The organism is Stenotrophomonas sp. Sm10, assembly GCF_030985515.1.
Taxonomy (GTDB): domain Bacteria; phylum Pseudomonadota; class Gammaproteobacteria; order Xanthomonadales; family Xanthomonadaceae; genus Stenotrophomonas; species Stenotrophomonas hibiscicola.
On the sequence record NZ_JAPTFO010000008.1, the window covers coordinates 43,496 to 63,790 of the forward strand.

Below are 20,295 nucleotides of genomic sequence, written 5' to 3' on the forward strand. Positions count from 1 at the left end.
ATCTACCGGAACGCCGGCCAAGGCCGGCACTACCGGTGGTGGGTCATTCGGCGTAGATCATCTTCCGGGTCATGCCGCCGTCGACGATGAAATCCTGGCCGGTGCTGAAGCCGGACAGCGACGACAGCAGGTATACCGCGAGCGCGCCGATGTCCTCGGGGTGGCCGACCCGGCCGACCGGATGCTGTGCGTGGTCGATGGCCGAGTACTCCGGCGCGTGTCGCCGTGAGGGTGCCTGCCACTCGCTGGTGCCGATCCAGCCCGGGCTGATGCTGTTCACCCGCACCGCCGGGCCGGCGCTGATCGCCAGCGCATGGGTGAAGGCCACCAGGCCACCCTTGGCCGCCGCATAGGCCTCGCTGTGCGCTTCGGATTGCCAGGCGCGGGTCGAGGCGATGTTGATGATGGCGCCGGCGGCGCTGGCTGTCAGCGCCGGCAACGCGTGCTTGCTGCACAGGAAAGCGCCGTGCAGCGACGACAGGCGGCGCTGCCATTCATCCCAGTCCATGTCCTGCAGCCGCGAGCCGTGCGCATCGGCGATGCCCGCGCTGTTGACCAGCCCGTCGATGCGACCAAAACGCTGCAGGGCCGTGGCAATGAAGTCGCGCACACTGGCTTCGTCGGTAATGTCCAGGTGCTGGAATGCGGCGTCCTCACCGCGTTGCCACTCGCGCAGGCAGGCCTGGCCGGCTTCCACGTCCAGGTCGCCGATCAACACGCGGCCACCTGCACCTAGCACGCACTGGGCGATGCCACGGCCGATGCCGTTGGCGCCGCCGGTGACCAGCACCACCTTGCCCGACAGCGGCGCGGCCGGCCAAGCGGCAATCGGCGGCACCGTGCTCACGACAGGTCTTCGCCACGCAGGCGGCGATGCCAGCCGTCCACGCCGATACGGTCCAAGGTCTGGATGTTGCGCTCGACGATCACGTCCGGATCAGGGAACGCGTCCACCGCGCGCGCCACGCTGTCTTCGCGCAGCAGGTGCAGGGTGGGGAAGGGCGCACGGTTGGTGTAGTTGCTGGCATCGCCCGGCGCCACGCCTTCGAACTGGTAGCCCGGATGGAAGCTGGCCACCTGCAGGATGCCCTGCAAGTCCAGTGCCTCGATCGCCGCATCGGCGTTGTCGAGGAAGTCGTTGTAGTCGAGGAAATCGGTCAGCACCTGCGGATGCACGATCAGCGTGGTATCGATCTGCTCGGCCGGCGTATCGCGCAGCAGGACCAGTTCCTCGGCCAGCTGCTCAACCAGGGCTTCCGTCGTGGTCGCATCGCTGAGCACGATGCGGACCTGGTCCTTCACATACACCGCCTTGGCGAACGGGCACAGGTTCAGGCCGATGACGATGCGTTCCAGCCACAGGCGGGTGGCGGCGATCGGGTCCTCGGTGGGCAGTTGGGCGTCGGTCATGGCGGGCACGTCGGCTGGCGGGGCGGACATTGTAGGCGCGTCGCTTGCAACGCGCCGTCGCACCGCAGGTGCCGGCGCCGGGCCATGCCCGGCGGCCAGATCAATCGCGGAAATTGTTGAACTGCAGCGGCAGCTCGAACTTGCCGGCCTTGAGCACGGCGATGGCGTCCTGCAGGTCATCGCGCTTCTTGCCCTGCACGCGCAGCTTGTCGCCATTGATCTGGCTTTCAACCTTCAGCTTGGCCTCCTTCAGCGCAGCAGCGATCTTCTTGGCGACCTTCTGCTCGATGCCCTGCTTGACGGTGATCTTCTGCCGGGCCTGGGCCAGGTTGGTCTCGATGTCGCCGAACTCCAGGCTGAGCACATCGATGCCGCGCGCGGCCAGGCGTGCACGCAGGATGTCGTTCATCTGCTTGAGCTGGAACTCGGTCGGCGCGAACTGGTTGATCACATCGCCATCGCGCTCGAACTTGGCATCCACGCCCTTGAAATCGAAGCGGGTGGCCAGTTCGCGGTTGGCCTGGTCGATGGCGTTGGTCAGTTCGTGGGTGTCGACTTCGGACACGACGTCGAAGGAAGGCATGGGCGATGCTCCGCAGGATTCAGTGGCAGCCATTCTATCGCGAGGGCCCTATGCCCGCCCTTTGTAACGCCGAGCCTACGTTCGGCTGCTTTGTGAAGAGCAGCCGAGCGTGGGCTCGGCTCTACAGAAAGCGACGACCGGGCGATAATGGGCCATGAACGTGCAACGCTCCCCTTCGCGCGCGGTGGCCTGGATGGTCGCTGCGGTCGCCTGTTTCTCGCTGATGGACGCCGGCATGAAACAGCTGTCGGCCAGCTATCCCACCCTGGAAGTGACCTTCCTGCGCGGCGCGGCCTCGTTGCCGTTCGTGCTGGTCTGGGTGCTGGCCAGCGCCGGGCCGCGTTCACTGGTGCCGCGCCGCTGGGGGCTGCACCTGCTGCGTGGTGCGCTGGGCATGGCGATGATCGGCTGCTTCGTGTTCGCCCTGCGCGACCTGCCGCTGTCCACTGCCTACACCATCTATTTCGTCGCCCCGCTGCTGATCGCTGCGCTGTCGGTGCCGCTGCTGGGCGAACGGGTCGGGCCGCGGCGCTGGGTAGCCATCGGCATCGGCCTGGTCGGCGTGCTGGTCGTGCTGCGGCCGGGCGTGGACGGCTTCATTTCGGTGCCTGGGCTGATGGTGCTGGCCGCGGCCACCGCCTATGCCGTAGCCGCGATCACGGTCAGCCTGCTGACCCGCACCGATACCTCGCAGTCGATGGTGGTCTGGTTCCTGGTGATCATGGCCATCGGTGCCGGCCTGCTGGCCCTACCCGGCTGGGTGCCACTGCAACTGGCACATGCGCCGCTGATCGGCGGCATGGGCCTGGCCGGAGCGCTGGGCCAGATCGCCCTGACCAGGGCCTTCCAGCTGGGCGAGGCCTCGATGATCGCGCCGCTGGAGTACAGCGGGCTGGTCTGGGTGATCGGCTGGGACCTGGCGTTCTGGGGCCAGCTGCCCGATGGCTATACCTGGGTGGGGGCGGCGATCATCGTTGCGTCCGGCCTGTACCTGCTGCATCGCGAGCGGGTGAACCGGCAGGAGCCGCCGAAGCCGTTGGACCACCCCTGAGCCGGGGTAGGGCCGGCCGGCGGCCGGCAACCCCTCGCGCCGGAGGGACCGCTGCAGGTGCCGGCCAGCGGCCGGCGCTACCGTGGGCAGCGGCTTAGAACCAAAAGGAATAACATTCTGGCCCATGGCGCGGGCGCGCGACCGCCTGCGCTGGTAGGCTGCACGCCCCCTTCCGTCACCCAGCCGGTGAGCCACGCCCGTGATCGAGTTCCAGCGCCTGCACAAATCCTATGCCGTTGCCGGCCGCGCAGTGAGCGCGCTGCAGCCGCTGGACCTGACCATCGAGGCCGGTGAGGTATTCGGCATCATCGGCCATTCCGGCGCCGGCAAGTCGACGCTGATCCGCATGATCAACCGCCTGGAAGAACCCAGTGGTGGGCGTCTGCTGATCGGTGGCGAGGATGTCACCGCACTGGACGCGGACGGCCTGCGCGCGCTGCGCCGGCGCATCGGCATGATCTTCCAGCACTTCAACCTGCTGTCTTCGCGCACGGTGGCCGGCAACGTCGCCTTCCCGCTGGAGCTGGCCGGCACGCCGAAGGCGGAGATCGACGCACGCGTGGTCGAGCTGCTGCAGACCGTTGGCCTGGAAGCGCATGCGCAGAAGTATCCGGCGCAGCTGTCCGGTGGCCAGAAGCAGCGCGTCGGCATTGCCCGCGCACTTGCAACGCGTCCGCAGATCCTGTTGTGCGACGAGGCCACCAGTGCGCTCGATCCGCAGACCACGGCATCGGTGCTGTCGCTGCTGTCGAAGATCAATCGCGAGCTGGGCCTGACCATCGTGCTGATCACCCACGAGATGGACGTGATCCGCCGCGTCTGCGACCGCGTCGCCGTGCTCGACGCCGGCCAGATGGTCGAGACCGGGCCGGTCACCCGGGTGTTCCTGCATCCACAGCATCCGACCACGCGCCGTTTCGTCAGCGAATCGGAGCACATGGACGAAGGTGCGCTGCATCGCGATTTCGATGCCGTCGGTGGCCGCATCGTGCGGCTGACGTTCCTTGGTGGCGACACCTACGAACCCCTGCTCGGCAGCGTCGCGCGGCAGACCGGGGTCGACTACAACATCCTGTCCGGCCGTATCGACCGGATCAAGGACACCCCGTATGGCCAGCTGGTCGTCGCCCTGGTGGGCGGTGACCAGTCCGCCGCGCAGGCGGCGTTCGTGGCCGCCGGCGTGCACGTTGAGGAACTGCGTCGATGATCATCGCTACTGCCGGCGGCTTCTTCCGCCACCTGGATGCGGACAAGTGGGTGGATATCGGCAAGGCCACCCTCGAGACGCTGCTGATGATGGCCGGCTCGCTGCCGCTTACCCTGGCCATCGGCCTGCCGATGGGCGTGCTGCTGTACGTGTTCGGCGCGCCGCAGATGAAACGCCGGCCACTGGTCTATGGCGCGCTGGCGATCGTGGTGAACCTGCTGCGTTCGGTACCCTTCATCATCCTGATGGTGGTGTTGATCCCGGTGTCGCTGTGGTTGATGGGCCAGTCGATCGGCGTGCTCGGCACGTTGCCGGCGCTGGTCATCGGTGCGGCGCCGTTCTACGCGCGCCTGGTGGAAACCGCGCTGCGCGAAGTGGACCGCGGCGTGGTCGAGGCCGCGCAGTCGATGGGTGCCACCACCTGGCAACTGGTCACCCGGGTGCTGCTTCCCGAGGCGCGGCCGGGCCTGATTGCCGCCGCCACGGTCACTACCGTTGCTCTGGTTGGCTTCACTGCCATGGGCGGCGCGATCGGTTCCGGCGGCCTGGGCGACCTGGCGCTGCGCGAAGGCTACCAGCGCAACCGCACCGACGTGGCCCTGGTTACCGTGGTGGTGCTGCTGATCCTGGTGCAGCTGCTGCAGATGCTCGGCGACCGCCTGGTCGCGCACTACACCCGCAAGTAGCCCGCCTCAGATAGTGCCGGCCGCTGGCCGGCAACGATGCGCTGCTCCAGGTGTGCCCGAGCTGCCGGCCAGCGGCCGGCACTACATCTGCGCCCGGCGCTCTCTCAACGCACGTTGGGTACTTCGTAACCCAGCTTGCCGACCTGCTCCGGGCGCTGTGGCACACGCTTGAGCTTGTCGGTGTTCACCCCGTATTCGTCACGCAGGCGCTCGGCCAGTTCCTTGTAGAGGCCCTTGTCCATGTCCGGTGTGCGCGAGAAGATCCAGGCCATCTCGCGGCCCGGGTAGCCGATCAGTGCCCAGGAATAATCCGGTGCTACTTCCAGCACCCGTGAATGGGTGGGCACCACGCGATAGAACCAGGTGCGCCAGCCGTGATTGCCGCTGTCCGGGTCGACACTGGCGCGTGCGCGGATCTCCTGCAGGGGTTCGCCGAAGCCATCACGATAGCGGTAGGTGATGCCGACCTTGTGCGCGTCGCGCAGTTCGTACTCGTTGACGCTGGCCACATGGCCGCGCTCGACGAAGTTCGGCACGCGGCCAATCACGTACCAGGTACCCATGAAGCGCTTCAGGTCGATCGGCGCATCCGGGTCGGCGACGCGTGGGGCGCTGGCACGGGGCGATGGCGGCTCGCTGGCGGCCACGGCGGGGCCCGCCAGGGACAGGGCCAAGAGCATGGCGCAGAGCGGGCGGATCGAAGTCATGCGGGAGCGGGCTCAGGAGGGCTTTGCGTGAGCATGGTCGACTGAGCGTGCGCGATCCGTCAATGGTGTCGCAGCCTTTGAGAAGGGCATTGACCAAGCTGTGTTGCACTGTCTACCGGAGAAGCCCCATGAACGCACGTTCCGTCCGTCGCCCTGCAGCTGAACGCGTCAGCCTTGAACGTGCCGACCCGCGCCTGCTGCGCAGCGTGCGGCAGTTGGCCCTGGCCGGTGTGGCACTGGTCCTGGTCTGGCCGGCCGCGCGTGGTAGCAGCGCGTGGCTGGGCTGGTTGCCGATGTGGCTGGTGGGCATGCCGCTGGTGGCCTGGTGGGCGCTGCTGCGCTTCCCGTTGCCGCGCCTGTCGTGGCTGCGGCGGGCGCGTCACACCGGTGGACAGGCGGACCGACGCGGTGGCGGTGCGGCCCGCCGCCGTCGCGGCGCCACCGCCGCGGCCTGACCTTCGACACGGGGGCGACAGCGGTGATCCATGCTAGCGTTCCAAGGCTTATGACTGCCTGGAGCTGCAATGTCACGATTCGCTTCCGCCTGCCTGTTGGCTGGCATGATGACCGCTGCCTCGGCGGGGACCGCCGTGGCCGCTGAAGACACCGACCGTTACGCCTGGCTCGAAGACGTAACCGGCGACAAGCCGCTGGCCTGGGTCAAGGAACAGAACGCCAAGTCCGAGGCGCGCCTTGCGCAGACCCCGGCATTCAAGCAGATGGAAGCCAGCATCCGCGAGGTGCTCGACTCCGATGCCAAGATTCCCGCCGTGCAGAAGATCGGCGACTACTACTACAACTTCTGGAAGGACCAGCAGCACGAGCGTGGCCTGTGGCGACGCACCACCCTGGCCGAATACCGCAAGGCCTCGCCGCAGTGGGAAACCGTGCTCGACCTGGATGCACTGAACAAGGCCGAGGGTGAGAACTGGGTCTGGCACGGCGCCGATTGCCTGCGCCCGGACTACAGCCGTTGCCTGATCGCGTTGTCGCGCGGCGGCGCCGATGCCGACGTCACCCGCGAATTCGACCTGGCCAACAAGACCTGGATCAAGGATGGCTTCTTCCGTCCGGAGTCGAAGGGCGGCCTCAACTGGATCGACCGCGATACCGTGTTCGTCTACACCGACTTCGGTGCCGGCTCGATGACCACCTCCGGCTACCCGCGCGTGGCCAAGCTGTGGAAGCGTGGCACTCCGATGGCCTCGGCCACGACGGTGTACGAAGGCAAGCCGGAAGACATGTACATCGCGGCGACGCACGATGACACTCCGGGCTTCGAACGCAACCTGGTCAGCCGCACGCTCGCCTTCTACAACAACGAGATCTACCTGCGCGGTGACGATGGCACGCTGACCAAGATCGACGCGCCGAATTCGGCCGAGAAGGGCCTGCACAAGCAATGGCTGACCCTGGAGCTGCGTGATCCGTGGACTGTCGGGGGCAAGACCTATGCGTCCGGTTCGCTGCTGGCCACCAAGCTGGATGACTTCCTGGCCGGCAAGCGCGAGTTCGACGTGCTGTTCACCCCGACCGCGACCACCTCGCTGGCCAGCGCCACCTGGACCAGGAACCATCTGGTGCTGAACGTGCTGGACGACGTCAAGAACCGCCTGTCGGTGCTGACGCCGGGCGCCAATGGCTGGCAGACCAGCCGCTTCGTTGGTGCACCGGCTTTCGGCACGCTGGGCGTGGCTGCGGTCGACAGCAATGACAGCGACGCGGTGTGGCTGACGGCCACCGACTATCTGACCCCGACCACGCTGGCGCTGGCCGAGATCGGCCAGCCCCCGGAAACGCTGAAGACCATGCCGGCCTTCTTCGATGCCAAGGGCAAGGTGATCGAGCAGCACTTCGCCACCAGCAAGGATGGCACCCGCGTGCCGTACTTCGTTGTGCACGATCGGGCGATGAAGCTGGACGGTTCCAATCCGACCCTGCTGTACGGCTACGGTGGCTTCGAGATCTCGCTGACCCCGAGCTATTCCGGTGGCATGGGCCGCGCCTGGCTGGAAAAGGGCGGCGTGTACGTGGTCGCCAACATCCGTGGTGGTGGCGAGTATGGGCCGCGCTGGCACCAGGCGGCACTGAAGCAGAACCGCCACAAGGCCTATGAAGACATGGCCGCGGTGGCGCGCGATCTGGTCAAGCGCAAGATCACCAGCGCCAGGCACCTGGGCGTGCAGGGCGGCAGCAATGGTGGCCTGCTGACCGGCAACATGCTGACCCAGTACCCGGAGCTGTTCGGTGCGGTGGTGGTGCAGGTGCCGCTGCTGGACATGAAGCGCTACAACCACCTGCTGGCAGGCGCATCGTGGATGGCCGAGTACGGCAACCCGGATACCAGCGACTGGGAGTTCATCAAGACCTTCTCGCCGTACCACCTGTTCGATGCGAAGAAGAAGTACCCGCCGGTGCTGTTCACCACGTCCACCCGCGATGACCGCGTGCATCCGGGCCATGCCCGCAAGATGGCGGCGAAGATGATCGACGCCGGCAAGGACGTGACCTACTACGAGAACATCGAAGGTGGCCACGGCGGCGCCGCCAACAACGCGCAGGCCGCACACATGTCGGCGCTACCGGAAATGCTTCAACCCACGCGCGATCCGCTCCACCGCCTCCTGCAATCGCGGCACTTCCTGGGTATAGGCCAGGCGCACGTGCTGGTTGGCACGATGGAAGCCGAAATCCAGCCCGGGCGTGAATGCCACATGCTCGGTTTCCAGGAAGTGGGCGCAGAACGCCTGCGCATCGTCGGTGAACGCGCTGACGTCTGCGTACAGGTAGAACGCGCCCTGCGGCTCGACCTCGATACGGAAGCCCAGCTCACGCAGTGCGGGCAGCAGGAAGTCGCGACGCTGGCGGAACGCGTCGCGGCGCTGTTCGAAGATCGCCATCGATTCCTCGCTGAAACAGGCGAGGGCGGCATGCTGGGCGATGCTCGAGGCGCTGATGTACAGGTTCTGCGCCAGCTTCTCCAGGTCCGGTACCGCGGCCGGCGGTGCCACCAGCCAGCCCAGCCGCCAGCCGGTCATGCCGAAATACTTGGAGAAGCTGTTCAGCACGAACGCGCTGTCATCCACCTGCAGCACGCTGGGCGCATCCAGGCCATAGGTGAGGCCGTGGTAGATCTCGTCCACCACCAGGTGGCCGCCCCGCGCGTGCAGGGCCTGCGACAGTGCGGCCAGATCGTCGGCGGAAAGCACGGTGCCGGTCGGGTTGGCCGGTGAGGCGACCAGCGCGCCGACGCTGTCGGCATCCCAGTGCTGTTCCACCAGTGACGGGGTCAGCTGGTAGGCGGTCTCCGGCCCGACCGGTACCAGTTGCGCACCGCCTTCCACCAGGCGCAGGAAGTGGCGGTTGCACGGATAGCCGGGGTCCGCCAGCAGCCAGTGGCGGCCGGGATCGACCAGCAGGCTGCTGGCCAGCAGCAGCGCACCGGACCCACCCGGTGTGACCAGGATGCGTTCAGGGTCGATATCCAGCCCGTAATGGCTGCGATAGAAGCCGCTGATGGCCTCACGCAGAGCCGGCAGGCCACGTGCGGCGGTGTAGCGGGTATGACCGGCGGCCAATGCGGCCTGGCCGGCGCGCACGACAGGTTCGGCGGTGGTGAAGTCCGGTTCGCCGATTTCCAGGTGGATCACATCGTGGCCGGCCTGCTCCAGCGCCTGTGCGCGGGCCAGCAGGGACATCACGTGGAATGGAGCGATTTCATGGCTGCGCCGGCTGTAGCCCGGCGTGTGGGGCAGGGTGCTCATGTGCCCATGGTACGCCGCGCGTCTGGGTCATGCGTTGTGGTAGTGCCGGCCGCCGGCCGGCATTCCGACCGTCTCCGGGTTCGTGAGGTTGCTGGCCAGCGGCCGGCACTCCCCATGACGATCCGCAGGGTTGCCCGCAGCCCTCCTGCAACCCAGACTCGGGCACAAGGACGCCATTGCATTGCAGTTCAAGGAACCCCACTACATGAAATCCACTCTCTGCCTGTTGCTCGCCAGCCTGATGACCACTACTGCCACCGCCGCCACTCCGCCTGTTCCGCCGGATGCCGCCAAGCATCCGCATGTGGTCAAGGCGCCGTTCGGCGCGACCCGCAACGATGACTATTACTGGCTGCGCGACGACAAGCGCGAGAACAAGGACATGCTGGCCTACCTGCAGGCCGAGAATGCCTACGCGGACCAGGTGCTGGCGCCGCTCAAGCCGCTCGAAGACACCCTGTACAAGGAGATCGTCGGCCGCATCAAGCAGGATGATTCCAGCGTGCCGGCGCGTGAGCGCGGCTATTGGTACTACAGCCGCTTCGAGACCGGCCAGGACTATCCGATCCACGCGCGCCGCAAGGGCAGCATGGAGGCCGCCGAGGAGATCCTGCTGGACGTCAACGCCATGGCCGCCGGCAAGGGCTATTTCAGCGTCGGCTCGATGGAAGTGAGCCAGGACAACCAGCTGCTGGCCTGGGCCGAGGATGATGTGGGCCGCCGCCAGTACACGATCCGCTTCAAGGATCTGGCCACCGGCAAGGTGCTGCCCGATGTGATCACCGGCAGCTCCGGCGACCTGGTCTGGGCCGACGACAACCGCACCGTGCTGTATGTCGAGAACGATCCGGAAACGCTGCTGACCGTGCGCGTGAAGAAGCACGTGCTGGGCACTCCAGCCAGCGCCGACACCGTCGTCTACGAAGAGAAGGACGACAGCTTCTACATGGGCATCGGCCGCACCCGCGATGATCGCTTCATCACCATCGGCGTGCACAGCACCGTGTCCTCGGAAGAGCGCTACGCACCGGCCGGCGACCCGACCACGTTCACCGTGCTGGCCCCTCGCCAGCGTGACGTCGAGTACGATGCCGACCACTACGACGGCCGCTGGGTGATCCGCACCAACGACGGCGCGAAGAACTTCAAGCTGGTCACTGCGCCGACCGATGCCACTTCGCGTGCGCAATGGAAGGACTGGATCGCGCACGACGATGCGGTGTTCATCGAAGGCTTCGAACTGTTCGATGGCTACACCGCCATCGCCGAACGCTCCGAGGGCCTGGAACGCATCCGCCTGCTGTTCAAGGATGGCCGCAGCGACTACGTGAAGGCTGATGAGCCAGCGTACTCGATGGGCCTGGGCGACAACACCGAGGCCGATACGCCCTGGCTGCGCTACGTCTACACCTCGATGACCACCCCCACCACCGTGTTCGAACTGAACACCGCCACCGGTGAGCGCCGCCAGCTGAAGGTGCAGCCGGTGATCGGCTATGACGCGTCGAAGTACGAAACCGACCGCGTCTGGATCACCGCACGTGATGGCGTGAAGGTGCCGGTGTCGCTGGTCTACCGCAAGGGCTACCAGAAGGACGGCAAGGGCGCGCTGTTCCAGTACGCCTATGGCAGCTATGGCATGTCGATGGATCCGTACTTCAACCAGACCGCGGTAAGCCTGCTTGATCGTGGCGTGGTGTATGCCATCGCCCACATCCGCGGCGGCCAGGAAATGGGCCGCGACTGGTACGAGAACGGCAAGCTGCTGCACAAGCAGAACACCTTCAACGACTTCATCGACGTCACCCGCGGCCTGGTCGCACAGGGCTGGGCGGCGAAGGATCGCGTCGCTGCGTCCGGTGGCAGCGCCGGTGGCCTGCTGATGGGCGCGGTGGCCAACCAGGCCCCGCAGGATTACCGGGTGATGGTGGCGCAGGTCCCGTTCGTCGACGTGGTCACCACCATGCTCGACCCGACCATTCCGCTGACCACCAATGAGTACGACGAGTGGGGCAACCCGGAACAGAAGCAGTATTACGACTACATGCTGTCCTACTCGCCCTACGACAACGTGAAGCGGCAGGCGTACCCGGCGCTGTTCGTGGGTACCGGCCTGTGGGATTCGCAGGTGCAGTACTGGGAGCCGGCCAAGTGGGTGGCCAAGCTGCGTGACGACAACACCGGCCACTACCCGATCCTGTTCCGCACCAACATGGAAGCCGGCCACGGCGGCAAGTCGGGGCGCTTCCAGCGCTACCGCGAGCTGTCCGAGTCGTACGCGTTCGTGCTGCAGCAGCTGGGCATCGCCCAGCCGTGATCGCGACAGGGTGCCGGGCGCTGCCTGGCACCCTGAACCGGTATCCTTGCGGCCATGAGCGCGCCAGATCCTTCCGCCCCTCGCGATGCCGCCACGCCTCCGCGCGTGGTGCGTTTCCGCTGGGCGTGGTGGCTGCTGGCGTATGTCAGCCTCGGCACCGGCATCGTCGGCATCTTCGTGCCGGGCCTGCCGACCACCGTATTCATCCTGATTTCGGCCTGGGCCGCCTCGCGTGGCTCCGAGCGCCTGCACAACTGGCTGCTGCAGCATCCACGCTTCGGCCCGGCCATCGCCAACTGGCAGGCACACGGGGCGGTCAGCCGCTACGGCAAGTGGATGGCCACGATCACCATGGCGGTATGCGCCGCCATCATGCTGTGGTGCGTACCGATTGCCTGGGTGAAGTGGTTCTCGATCGGCAGCATGACCGTGGTGGCGATCTGGCTGTGGACGCGGCCGCTTCCGCCTCCCGAGGATTGAGCGCCTGCGGTAGTGCCGGCCGCTGGCCGGCAACCCGATTCCCTGCACCAACCGCTCAGCCGCCAATGGCTATACTCGGGGCATGAAGATCCCCCATCGAAACGCCATCCTGATTCCGCTGGCAGCGGCCTCGCTGCTGCTCCTCGCCGCCTGCGGCAACAAGGGCCCGCTGGTACTGCCGCAGAAGCCGGTGCCGGTGGAGGAAACCGTCGAACCCGCTGCCGAGCCCGCCACCGAGGCGACCCCGGCGGAGGCCCAGGGCGCCGTTGCCCCCACCACGACCGTCGACCCGGCTGCAACGACCACTCAGCCGGCACCCGCGCCAGCGAAGAAGGCGGGCAGCGGGAATGAGTAAGGCCGGTTCCAAGGCCTTGCGCTTCAGCAAGATGCATGGCGCGGGCAATGACTTCGTAGTGATCGACCTGCGTGACGGTACTGCGCCGCCCACGCCTGAACTGGCCGCGCGCCTGGCCGACCGCCACACCGGCGTCGGCTGCGATCAGATCCTGACCATCGAGGCGCCACGTGCGGAAGGCTCGGTGGCCTCGTACCGCATCTGGAACGCCGACGGTTCCAATTCCGAGCAGTGCGGCAATGGCGCGCGCTGCATCGCGGCCTGGCTGGTGCGCCAAGGGAGTGCGCAGGGCGATGCGTTCGTCATCGACAGCCCGCTGGCCAGCCATGAGGTGAAGGTGCTGGGCGAAGGGCAGTTTGCGGTGACGATGGGCGTGCCTGCCTTCGAGCCGGCCAACGTGCCGCTGATGGGCTTCGCCCACCCGCGCGAGGAATACCTGCTGCCGCTGCAGGGCGAGAGCGTGCGCTTTGCTGCGGTGTCGATGGGCAACCCGCATGCGGTGATCGAAGTGGGCTTGATCGATGCCGCTCCGGTTGAACGCGTGGGTTCGCTGCTGCAGCAGCACGCGTCGTTCCCGCGCTCGGTGAACGTGGGCTTCGCCCAGGTGATGGGCCCGGCCCACGCCCGCCTGCGCGTGTTCGAGCGCGGTGTCGGCGAGACCCTGGCCTGCGGCAGCGGCGCCTGCGCCGCCGCCGTGACCCTGATGCAGCGCGGCCGCCTGCAGCGCGATGCGCGCATCAGCCTGCCCGGAGGTGACCTGTGCATCCAGTGGCCGGGCGATGGCCAGCCGGTGGTGATGGCGGGCCCGACCGCATTCGTCTTCGAAGGGGAGTGGATGGCATGAGCGAAACCGTCGACAAGCTCGGGGCCCATGAAGTCGCCGCCTGGTTGCGGCGACATCCCGGCTTCCTCAAGCAGTTCCCGGACCTGGCCCTGACCCTGGTGGTGCCGCGCGATGACGGCCCGACCGCATCGCTGGCCAGCTACCAGCTGGAAGTGCTGCGCGAGAAGAACCGCGAGCTGGCGCGACGGTTGGCCGACCTGGGCGCGACCGCCCAGGTCAACGAGCGGCTGGCGGTGCGCACGCATCAGCTGACCCTGGCACTGATGAAGCAGGACAATGCGGCCGACACTCTGCGTGCGATGGCCGCTTCGTTGCAGGAAGACTTCGCCGGCGACCTGGTGCGGCTGGTGGTGCATGCGCCGGTGGCCGGGCTGGAACAGGCCGACTGGCTGCAGGTGATCGCCGCCGATGATCCGCAACTGGGCCCGTTCCGCGACTGCCTGAAGGACGGCGAGCCGATCTGCGGCCGCCTGCAGCCGGAGAAGAACGCCGTGCTGTACGGCGCGCGCAGCGAGGAGGTGCAGACCACCGCGCTGCTGCCGCTGCCGGGGGTTGGCCTGATCGCGGTCGGCAGCCATGATCCGAACCGTTTCTACCCGGGCATGGGCACGTTGTTCCTGCGCATGATGGGCGACGCCCTGGCCACTGGCCTGAAGCGCTTCCCGAGCTGAGCAGGGCACGACGGCGATGAGCGCGGTACAGGCGTTCCTGCAGCATCTGCAGGTGGAGCGGCGGATGTCGGCGCACACACTCGACGCCTACCGCCGCGACCTGGACGCGCTGTCGGCCTGGGCCGAGCCGCGTGGCGTAGCCGTGGAGGCACTCGATGCCGATGCGTTGCGCCAGTTCGTGGCCGACGAGCATCGCCGCGGCCTGTCGGCCAAGAGCCTGCAGCGCCGCCTGTCGGCCTGCCGCACCTTCTATGCCTGGCTGCTCAAGCACGGCCGCATCGAGGTCAGCCCTGCAGCGACGCTGAAGGCACCGCGCGCACCGCGCCGGTTGCCGCAGGTGCTCGATGCCGACGAAGCCGTACAGCTGGTCGAGCTTGAACCGGAAGGTGAACTCGGCCGACGTGATCGCGCGCTGCTGGAGCTGTTCTACTCCTCGGGCCTGCGCCTGAGCGAAGTCTGCGCACTGACCTGGCGCGACCTGGATTTCGCCAGCGGCCTGGTCAACGTGCTGGGCAAGGGCAACCGCCAGCGCCGGGTGCCGTTCGGCAGGCCCGCACGCGAAGCGCTGCAGGCGTGGCGTGCCGAAAGTGGTGGCGGCCCGGCCTCGCCGGTGTTTCCTGGCCGCAACGGGCCGATCAGCCAGCGCGCGGTGCAGATCCGCATCCGCCAGCTGGCGCAGCGCCAGGGCCTGTTCAAGCATGTGCATCCGCACATGCTGCGGCACAGTTTCGCCAGCCATATTCTCGAATCGTCCGGCGACCTGCGCGGTGTGCAGGAGCTGCTGGGCCATGCCGACATCGCCACCACGCAGATCTATACCCACCTCGATTTCCAGCACCTGGCCAAGGTCTACGACGCCGCGCACCCGCGCGCGAAGCGCCGACGCAGCAGCGAGGGCAGCGGAGAAAGCTGAACGTTGCCCCTGCGGCGGCCGGTCGCGGGTGGCTTGAAGGGCGCAGCGCAGTCCCCACCTCTGGTTCTGTCACCCCGGAGGCATCATGGACCCCAGTCAGAACCCCAACGTTTTCCACGCCACCACCATCGTCTGCGTCCGTCGCGGCGAGCACGTGGCCATTGCCGGCGACGGCCAGGTCACGCTGGGCCACACCGTGATGAAGGGCAATGCACGCAAGGTGCGCCGCCTTGGCCGCGACGGCCAGGTGCTGGCCGGTTTCGCCGGTGCCGCCGCCGATGCCTTCACCCTGTTCGAGCTGTTCGAGGCCAAGCTGGAAAAGCACGGCCAGCTGCAGCGCGCTGCGGTCGAGCTGGCCAAGGATTGGCGCACCGAGCGCCGCCTCGGAAAGCTTGAAGCCCTGTTGGCCGTGGCTGACAAGGAAACCTCGCTGATCATCAGCGGCACCGGCGATGTGATCGAACCCGAGGACGGCATCATCGCCATCGGCTCCGGTGGCTCGTATGCACTGTCGGCCGCGCGCGCGCTGATGGCACATACCGAACTGGATGCGCGCACGATTGCCAGTGAAGCGATCGGCATCGCCGGCGACATCTGCATCTACACCAACCGCAACGTGGTGGTCGAGGAGCTGTGACGGGGAACCCGTCACAGACATTCCAGATTCGCCGGGCATGGCCCGGCGCTACCGTCCGGGGCCGTTCGGTTCCGGCATCGTAGACAACGAATTCGTGAGCACATCCATGTCGAAGATCGAAGTATCCTCCGCCACCATGACCCCGCGCGAGATCGTGCAGGAACTGGACCGGCATATCGTGGGCCAGCACGACGCCAAGCGTGCCGTGGCCATCGCCCTGCGCAACCGCTGGCGCCGCATGCAGCTGGCGCCGGAGCTTCGCAATGAAGTGATGCCCAAGAACATCCTGATGATCGGCCCGACCGGCGTCGGCAAGACCGAGATCGCGCGCCGCCTGGCTACGTTGGCCAACGCGCCGTTCGTGAAGGTCGAAGCCACGCGCTTCACCGAAGTGGGCTACGTCGGCAAGGACGTCGAGCAGATCATCCGCGACCTGGCCGACACCGCGGTCAAGCTCTATCGCGAACAGGCCAAGGTGCGCGTGCGTACCCAGGCCGAAGAACGCGCCGAAGACCGCATCCTCGATGCGCTGCTGCCGCGTCGTAGCGGCGGCATCGGTTTCGATCCTGAAGTCGCCCGCAACGAACCGTCGGCGCAGGACAACGAGACCCGCATCAAGTTCCGCAAGATGCTGCGCAACGGTGAGCTGGACGAGCGTGAGATCGAGCTCGACCTGGCGGCCAATGTCAGCATGGACATCATGACCCCGCCGGGCATGGAGGAAATGGGCCAGCAGCTGAAGTCGATGTTCGCCAACCTGGGTGGCGGCGCGAAGGCGCACAAGCGCACGCTGACCATCAAGGCCGCGCGTCCGCTGCTGATCGAGGAAGAGGCCGGCAAGCTGGTCAACGAGGACGATATCCGCACTGCGGCAATCGAGGCCTGCGAGCAGCACGGCATCGTCTTCATCGACGAGATCGACAAGGTTGCCAAGCGCGGCGACAACGTGGGCGGTGGCGATGTCTCCCGCGAAGGCGTGCAGCGCGACCTGCTGCCGCTGGTGGAAGGCTCCAACGTGTCCACCAAGTACGGCACGATCAAGACCGACCACATCCTGTTCATCGCGTCGGGCGCGTTCCACCTGGCCAAGCCCAGCGACCTCATTCCGGAGCTGCAGGGCCGTTTCCCGATCCGCGTTGAGCTGGGCGCGTTGAGCAAGGGCGACTTCGTGCGCATCCTGACCGAACCGAAGGCGGCGCTGACCAAGCAGTACGAAGCACTGCTGGCCACCGAAGGCGTCAAGGTCAGTTTCACTGCCGATGCCATCGAGCGCCTGGCCGAGATCGCGTTCCAGGTGAACGAGCGCCAGGAAAACATCGGCGCGCGCCGCCTGCATACGGTGCTGGAGCGCCTGCTGGATTCGCTCAGCTACGAGGCACCGGACCGCGATGGAGAAACCCTGGCCATCGACAGCGCCTACGTCGATGCACACCTGGGTGAGCTGGTGCAGGACCCGGACCTGAGCCGCTACATCCTGTAATGCGCATCGAGGTCGGATCCTTCGCCGTGGCGAGGGCCCTGACTCCATCCGCTGCAACAGAAAAGGCCGCCGCAGGGCGGCCTTTTGCGTTGGCGCTCAGCGCGATTGCCGGGCGCGGTAGGCCTGCAGTACCTGGTCGATCACTGCACTGGTGCGGGCGGCGCTGATGCCGTTCGAGGGCGAGTGCCCGTGGCCGCGCAGTTCGTCCACGACGGAGGCGATCAACGGCTGCTGGACCGATGGCGGGTTCGGGATATCGAATGCCTGCACGCCCGCTTCGGTCTCCAGCACCACCGGAACGTCCTCGAAGGTGGCAAAGCGCAGCTGCCCCAGGTCGCCGGTGATCTCGACCTCGTCCTGTCGGCGGAACGCGCAGAAGCTCCATTGCGCGATGCCGTGCGCCCCCACCCCGGTGCGGAAGCACATCGAGACGCTGTCTTCGGCGGCGTAGGCGCCGGTCAACGAACTGGCCAGGCCGCGCACGTCGCTCAGGGGCCCCAGCAGATGGTCGAGCAGGTCCAGCGTGTGTGAGCCCAGGTCGACGAACAGCCCGCCGCCGGCGATGGCGGAGTTGGTTCGCCAGAAGTCCGGCGATGCGGCAGCCGCCGAATGTGGCCGATGCAGGGTGGCGCGCACGCTGCGCGGCGTACCGATCGCGCCGCTGTCCAGCAGCTGCTTCACCTGTGCGAAGCGGGGCAGGGCACGGCGGTAGTAGGCCACGAACACGGGCACGCCGCTGCGGGCGCTGGCCGCGATGATGCGCTGGCACTCGTCGTGGTTCATGGCCATCGGCTTTTCGATGTAGACCGGCTTGCCTGCAGCAATCGCCTGCAATGCGTAGTGCATGTGCGTGGAGGGCGGTGTTGCAACGTAGACCGCGTTCACCTCCGGATCGGCGATGAGTGCATCGGCGTCCGCGTACCAGCGCGGAATCGCGTGGCGGCGTGCATAGTCTTCGGCCAATGCGGCATTGCGGCGCATGACCGCCACTACCCGTGAGCCTGGCGTGTTGGCCAGGGCCGGCCCGCTCTTCTTCTCGGTGACGCTGCCACACCCGATGAAGCCCCACACCACGTTGTCCAGGATCATCGATCTGCCCTTGCAGGGGGTGCCGCAGTGATGGGAGCAGCCTCGTTCACGCCTCGGGCAGCGGCTCGGGGACGGTGCCGGGAACGAACACGCCATCCTTCACGTAGGCGGCCAGGGTCATGTCCAGCGCGAGCATGCCATCGCGCTTGAGGTCCATCAGTTCCGGTTCGACCATCGCGCCGTGCAGCACGCCCAGCACGGTGGCGTGCAGCATGCGTGCGGCGATCTTCGGGTCGGCGCCCTCGCGCAGCTGGCCCAGGTCCCTGGCGCGACGCAGGGCGCGCTCCATCCGGTCCAGCGCATCGCGGAAGCCGGCCTGCTGCATTTCGGTCAGGACCCTGGTGTCGGCCGACGCATCGCTGCGCAGCATGATCTCCATGGTCTTGCGCAGGCGTTCGTCCTCGGACAGCTCGATGAACGAGTGGATCATCACCGCGCGCAGGTCGTGCACCGGCGTGTCGCGCTGGTCGGTGGAGGTGCGCTCCAGTTCCTGCATGAAGGGCAGGTGCACCCGCTCGACGATCGCGGCCAGCACCTCGCTCTTGTTCTTGAAGTGCCAGTACACCGCGCCACGGGTATAGCCGGCGCGGGCGCCGATCATCTCCAGCGTGGTACGGGCCACGCCGTGTTCATGGAAGCAGGCTTCGGCGGCGTCAAGGATGCCTTCCCGGGTTGCCTGGGTGTCCTCTTTGGTCTTGCGGGCCATGGGTAGGTACGAGTGCGGGTGAAACGTGGCTGAATTGTACCGGTTTACAAACAAACAAGCATGTATGTATATTTCGCTCCCATCATTCCCGTCGTGTGCGTGGCAGGCCGGTCCGGCTCCCACTCCCCGCTGGTGCGCGTTGCCTGCTGGCGCTTTCGGCCTGTATCAGCGCGATTTGAGATTCCTTCCCCTAAGAGCCTTTCCGTCATGTTGCTGAGCCGAATCCGACCCTTTGCGCTGTCGCTGGCCATCGCCGCAGCCGTGGCTGCCTGCGGCGGCCAACCCCAGGCCCCCGAGCAGGGCCCGGGTGACGTCACCGTGGTCACGCTGAAGTCCGAAACCGTGGGCCTGACCCGCGAACTGCCGGGCCGTACCAACGCCTTCCTGGTCGCCGAAGTGCGCCCGCAGGTCAACGGCATCGTTGCCAAGCGCCTGTTCACCGAAGGCGGCATGGTCAAGGCCGGCGAGCCGCTGTACCAGATTGAGGACGCCAGCTACCGCGCCCAGGCCAACAGCGCCCGCGCCCAGCTGGCCCGCGCCGAAGCCACGGCCAACGCCGCGCGCCTGAGCGCCAAGCGCATCACCGAGCTGGCCAAGGTCGACGCGGTCAGCCAGCAGGACCTGGAAAACGCCGTCGCCGCGCAGAAGCAGGCCGAGGCCGATGTCGGTGCCGCCAGGGCCTCGCTGGACGCGGCCAACGTCACCCTCGGCTATGCCCGCATCACCGCGCCGATCAGCGGCCGCATCGGCAAGTCCAGCGTCACCCAGGGTGCGCTGGTCAGCGCCGGCCAGGCCAATGCACTGGCTACCGTGCAGCAGCTGGACCCGATCTATGTCGACCTGACCCAGTCCTCCGCCGAGCTGCTGCAGCTGCGCCGCGAACTGGCCGCCGGCCGCCTGCAGGACAACCAGACCCTGCCGGTCAGCATCCTGATGGAAGACGGCAGCACCTTCGAGCACAAGGGTACGCTGGAGTTCTCCGAAGTCAGCGTCGATCCGACCACCGGCAGCTTCGGCCTGCGCGTGAAGGTGGACAACCCGGACGGCCTGCTGATGCCGGGCATGTACGTGCGTGCGGTGATCGGCGGCGGCGTGCGCAGCGATGCGGTGCTGGTGCCGATGCAGGGCATCGCGCGCGATCCGAAGGGCGACACCACCGCGATGGTGGTCGGCAAGGACAACAAGGTCGAAGTGCGCCCGGTCAAGGTCAGCCGCACGGTCGGCGACAAGTGGCTGGTCGAGGACGGCCTGAAGGCCGGTGACAAGGTCATCGTCGAAGGCCTGCAGAAGATCGGCCCCGGCATGCCGGTCAAGGCCACCGAGAAGGGCGCTGCTCCGGCCAAGCCGGCGGCAGCCGCCCAGCCTGCCGCCCCGGCCGGCGACGCGAAGTAAGCG

The 20,295-nt window shown here is 67.1% G+C and carries 20 protein-coding genes and 1 pseudogene; 14 read left to right on the forward strand and 7 right to left on the reverse strand.

What is annotated here, in order from left to right; translation table 11 throughout:
* Positions 1–43: 43 nt before the first annotated feature.
* The 3 genes from O0J15_RS03855 to O0J15_RS03865 form a co-directional block, all read right to left on the reverse strand.
* Entirely contained in the window at positions 44–847 is an 804-nt protein-coding gene (locus O0J15_RS03855) for an SDR family oxidoreductase (RefSeq protein ID WP_308305108.1), read from the reverse strand.
* Positions 844–1,410 carry a DUF1415 domain-containing protein gene (locus O0J15_RS03860; protein WP_171952607.1) on the reverse strand — a complete coding sequence of 189 codons (567 nt, stop codon included), beginning with the start codon at positions 1,408–1,410 and terminating at the stop codon, positions 844–846. The genes O0J15_RS03855 and O0J15_RS03860 overlap by 4 nt, the downstream gene beginning before the upstream one ends.
* 100 nt (positions 1,411–1,510) lie before the next feature.
* Positions 1,511–1,993 carry a YajQ family cyclic di-GMP-binding protein gene (locus O0J15_RS03865; protein ID WP_049411069.1) on the reverse strand — a complete coding sequence of 161 codons (483 nt, stop codon included), beginning with the start codon at positions 1,991–1,993 and terminating at the stop codon, positions 1,511–1,513.
* A gap of 154 nt (positions 1,994–2,147) precedes the next feature.
* Here O0J15_RS03865 and O0J15_RS03870 point away from each other — a divergent pair, with 154 nt between their 5' ends.
* From O0J15_RS03870 to O0J15_RS03880, 3 genes are all read left to right on the forward strand, one after another.
* Entirely contained in the window at positions 2,148–3,044 is an 897-nt protein-coding gene (locus O0J15_RS03870) for a DMT family transporter (protein WP_019660712.1), read from the forward strand.
* Between the two features lie 199 nt (positions 3,045–3,243).
* The gene (locus O0J15_RS03875; protein ID WP_021203891.1) at positions 3,244–4,251 is read left to right on the forward strand and encodes a methionine ABC transporter ATP-binding protein; all 1,008 of its coding nucleotides are present in this window, start codon (positions 3,244–3,246) and stop codon (positions 4,249–4,251) included.
* Positions 4,248–4,937, forward strand: coding sequence for a methionine ABC transporter permease (locus tag O0J15_RS03880; protein ID WP_019660710.1), 690 nt, complete (start codon positions 4,248–4,250; stop codon positions 4,935–4,937). Before O0J15_RS03875 ends, O0J15_RS03880 begins: the two co-directional genes overlap by 4 nt.
* Positions 4,938–5,041: 104 nt before the next feature.
* Here the strand turns inward: O0J15_RS03880 and O0J15_RS03885 are convergent, their stop codons facing one another.
* Positions 5,042–5,644, reverse strand: a complete 603-nt coding sequence (locus O0J15_RS03885) for a lipocalin family protein (protein WP_019660709.1) — start codon at positions 5,642–5,644, stop codon at positions 5,042–5,044.
* Between the two features lie 128 nt (positions 5,645–5,772).
* Between O0J15_RS03885 and O0J15_RS03890 the strand changes: the two genes are divergently transcribed.
* Both O0J15_RS03890 and O0J15_RS03895 read left to right on the forward strand, forming a co-directional pair.
* Positions 5,773–6,099, forward strand: a complete 327-nt coding sequence (locus O0J15_RS03890; protein ID WP_021203893.1) for a hypothetical protein — start codon at positions 5,773–5,775, stop codon at positions 6,097–6,099.
* 69 nt (positions 6,100–6,168) lie between these two features.
* Positions 6,169–8,226, forward strand: a pseudogene (locus tag O0J15_RS03895) (prolyl oligopeptidase family protein); the annotation flags it as partial.
* Here O0J15_RS03895 and O0J15_RS03900 read toward each other — a convergent pair.
* The gene (locus O0J15_RS03900) at positions 8,224–9,408 is read right to left on the reverse strand and encodes a pyridoxal phosphate-dependent aminotransferase (protein ID WP_164144581.1); all 1,185 of its coding nucleotides are present in this window, start codon (positions 9,406–9,408) and stop codon (positions 8,224–8,226) included. The pseudogene O0J15_RS03895 and the gene O0J15_RS03900 overlap by 3 nt on opposite strands.
* A gap of 205 nt (positions 9,409–9,613) precedes the next feature.
* Between O0J15_RS03900 and O0J15_RS03905 the strand changes: the two genes are divergently transcribed.
* From O0J15_RS03905 to hslU, 8 genes are all read left to right on the forward strand, one after another.
* Entirely contained in the window at positions 9,614–11,725 is a 2,112-nt protein-coding gene (locus O0J15_RS03905) for a S9 family peptidase (protein WP_171952609.1), read from the forward strand.
* 54 nt (positions 11,726–11,779) lie between these two features.
* Positions 11,780–12,205 (forward strand): YbaN family protein, encoded by a 426-nt coding sequence (locus tag O0J15_RS03910; protein ID WP_019660705.1) that lies wholly within the window; start codon positions 11,780–11,782, stop codon positions 12,203–12,205.
* 82 nt (positions 12,206–12,287) lie between these two features.
* Positions 12,288–12,560 (forward strand): lipoprotein, encoded by a 273-nt coding sequence (locus tag O0J15_RS03915; protein WP_065178023.1) that lies wholly within the window; start codon positions 12,288–12,290, stop codon positions 12,558–12,560.
* Complete coding sequence (gene dapF, locus O0J15_RS03920) at positions 12,553–13,404, forward strand: diaminopimelate epimerase (protein ID WP_308305110.1); 852 nt, start codon at positions 12,553–12,555, stop codon at positions 13,402–13,404. The genes O0J15_RS03915 and dapF overlap by 8 nt, the downstream gene beginning before the upstream one ends.
* The gene (locus O0J15_RS03925) at positions 13,401–14,075 is read left to right on the forward strand and encodes a DUF484 family protein (RefSeq protein WP_019660702.1); all 675 of its coding nucleotides are present in this window, start codon (positions 13,401–13,403) and stop codon (positions 14,073–14,075) included. The genes dapF and O0J15_RS03925 overlap by 4 nt, the downstream gene beginning before the upstream one ends.
* Before the next feature lie 16 nt (positions 14,076–14,091).
* The gene (gene xerC / locus O0J15_RS03930; protein ID WP_308305111.1) at positions 14,092–14,988 is read left to right on the forward strand and encodes a tyrosine recombinase XerC; all 897 of its coding nucleotides are present in this window, start codon (positions 14,092–14,094) and stop codon (positions 14,986–14,988) included.
* Positions 14,989–15,073: 85 nt separating this feature from the next.
* Complete coding sequence (hslV, locus tag O0J15_RS03935; protein ID WP_005411093.1) at positions 15,074–15,625, forward strand: ATP-dependent protease subunit HslV; 552 nt, start codon at positions 15,074–15,076, stop codon at positions 15,623–15,625.
* A 106-nt stretch (positions 15,626–15,731) separates the two neighbouring features.
* Positions 15,732–17,105 (forward strand): ATP-dependent protease ATPase subunit HslU, encoded by a 1,374-nt coding sequence (gene hslU / locus O0J15_RS03940; protein ID WP_026347094.1) that lies wholly within the window; start codon positions 15,732–15,734, stop codon positions 17,103–17,105.
* Between the two features lie 96 nt (positions 17,106–17,201).
* Here the strand turns inward: hslU and O0J15_RS03945 are convergent, their stop codons facing one another.
* Together O0J15_RS03945 and smeT are read right to left on the reverse strand one after the other, a co-directional pair.
* On the reverse strand, positions 17,202–18,194 hold the full coding sequence (locus O0J15_RS03945; protein ID WP_164144577.1) for a Gfo/Idh/MocA family protein: 993 nt from the start codon (positions 18,192–18,194) through the stop codon (positions 17,202–17,204).
* Between the two features lie 46 nt (positions 18,195–18,240).
* Positions 18,241–18,900 (reverse strand): efflux transporter SmeDEF transcriptional repressor SmeT, encoded by a 660-nt coding sequence (gene smeT / locus O0J15_RS03950; RefSeq protein WP_032961200.1) that lies wholly within the window; start codon positions 18,898–18,900, stop codon positions 18,241–18,243.
* A gap of 207 nt (positions 18,901–19,107) precedes the next feature.
* Between smeT and smeD the strand changes: the two genes are divergently transcribed.
* Complete coding sequence (smeD, locus tag O0J15_RS03955) at positions 19,108–20,292, forward strand: multidrug efflux RND transporter periplasmic adaptor subunit SmeD (RefSeq protein ID WP_155030142.1); 1,185 nt, start codon at positions 19,108–19,110, stop codon at positions 20,290–20,292.
* Positions 20,293–20,295: the final 3 nt, after the last annotated feature.

What these genes read in the sequence shown, in the direction of transcription:
- O0J15_RS03860 (WP_171952607.1), bottom strand. Translation starts at nt 1,410, where the DNA reads ATGACCGACGCCCAACTGCCCACCGAGGACCCGATCGCCGCCACCCGC.
- O0J15_RS03865 (WP_049411069.1), bottom strand. Translation starts at nt 1,993, where the DNA reads ATGCCTTCCTTCGACGTCGTGTCCGAAGTCGACACCCACGAACTGACC.
- O0J15_RS03870 (WP_019660712.1), top strand. Translation starts at nt 2,148, where the DNA reads ATGAACGTGCAACGCTCCCCTTCGCGCGCGGTGGCCTGGATGGTCGCT.
- O0J15_RS03880 (WP_019660710.1), top strand. Translation starts at nt 4,248, where the DNA reads ATGATCATCGCTACTGCCGGCGGCTTCTTCCGCCACCTGGATGCGGAC.
- O0J15_RS03885 (WP_019660709.1), bottom strand. Translation starts at nt 5,644, where the DNA reads ATGACTTCGATCCGCCCGCTCTGCGCCATGCTCTTGGCCCTGTCCCTG.
- O0J15_RS03890 (WP_021203893.1), top strand. Translation starts at nt 5,773, where the DNA reads ATGAACGCACGTTCCGTCCGTCGCCCTGCAGCTGAACGCGTCAGCCTT.
- O0J15_RS03900 (WP_164144581.1), bottom strand. Translation starts at nt 9,408, where the DNA reads ATGAGCACCCTGCCCCACACGCCGGGCTACAGCCGGCGCAGCCATGAA.
- O0J15_RS03905 (WP_171952609.1), top strand. Translation starts at nt 9,614, where the DNA reads ATGAAATCCACTCTCTGCCTGTTGCTCGCCAGCCTGATGACCACTACT.
- O0J15_RS03910 (WP_019660705.1), top strand. Translation starts at nt 11,780, where the DNA reads ATGAGCGCGCCAGATCCTTCCGCCCCTCGCGATGCCGCCACGCCTCCG.
- O0J15_RS03915 (WP_065178023.1), top strand. Translation starts at nt 12,288, where the DNA reads ATGAAGATCCCCCATCGAAACGCCATCCTGATTCCGCTGGCAGCGGCC.
- dapF (WP_308305110.1), top strand. Translation starts at nt 12,553, where the DNA reads ATGAGTAAGGCCGGTTCCAAGGCCTTGCGCTTCAGCAAGATGCATGGC.
- O0J15_RS03925 (WP_019660702.1), top strand. Translation starts at nt 13,401, where the DNA reads ATGAGCGAAACCGTCGACAAGCTCGGGGCCCATGAAGTCGCCGCCTGG.
- xerC (WP_308305111.1), top strand. Translation starts at nt 14,092, where the DNA reads ATGAGCGCGGTACAGGCGTTCCTGCAGCATCTGCAGGTGGAGCGGCGG.
- hslV (WP_005411093.1), top strand. Translation starts at nt 15,074, where the DNA reads ATGGACCCCAGTCAGAACCCCAACGTTTTCCACGCCACCACCATCGTC.
- hslU (WP_026347094.1), top strand. Translation starts at nt 15,732, where the DNA reads ATGTCGAAGATCGAAGTATCCTCCGCCACCATGACCCCGCGCGAGATC.
- O0J15_RS03945 (WP_164144577.1), bottom strand. Translation starts at nt 18,194, where the DNA reads ATGATCCTGGACAACGTGGTGTGGGGCTTCATCGGGTGTGGCAGCGTC.
- smeT (WP_032961200.1), bottom strand. Translation starts at nt 18,900, where the DNA reads ATGGCCCGCAAGACCAAAGAGGACACCCAGGCAACCCGGGAAGGCATC.
- smeD (WP_155030142.1), top strand. Translation starts at nt 19,108, where the DNA reads ATGTTGCTGAGCCGAATCCGACCCTTTGCGCTGTCGCTGGCCATCGCC.